This is a genomic window from Hyphomonas chukchiensis, from assembly GCF_000682695.1.
GTDB lineage: Bacteria > Pseudomonadota > Alphaproteobacteria > Caulobacterales > Hyphomonadaceae > Hyphomonas > Hyphomonas chukchiensis.
Genome location: NZ_AWFG01000101.1, coordinates 1 through 380 on the forward strand (window position 1 = coordinate 1; position 380 = coordinate 380).

The 380-nt window shown below is 48.9% G+C and carries 1 protein-coding gene; it reads right to left on the reverse strand.

Features of this window, described 5'->3' with window-relative positions:
• Positions 1 to 136: 136 nt before the first annotated feature.
• The coding region (locus HY30_RS20400) for a hypothetical protein (protein ID WP_206741510.1) at positions 137 to 380 on the reverse strand (244 nt) is incomplete at its 5' end.

Consider the following 380-nt stretch of genomic DNA (forward strand, 5'->3'; position numbering starts at 1 on the left):
CAACATCGGATTTTCATGGTCTAGTTGGGGCTCCGTGGGCATATTTGATGCAAACTTGACATCCTAAACTCTTTATTGATGTATTTTAAGAGATTCGATCACAAAACATTGCATCATATCCAATGATTTTCGAAAGTTATTCGGCAACATTTTTTTTTCTCGGACATCCGGCCGTCCTGGTCGACGAATCCTCGGACCCGGTCGATGAAGTCTCGGACCTGGTCGACGATTTCAACCCCTGGTCGACCATTCCTCGAACCCGATAGATTTTCATCGCCCATTCATCGTCCTGGTCGAGGGTTCCGCCGTCCTGGTCGACGAATTCTCGGACCCGGTCGACGATTTCAACTCCTGGTCGACAAATCCTCGACCACTCCTCG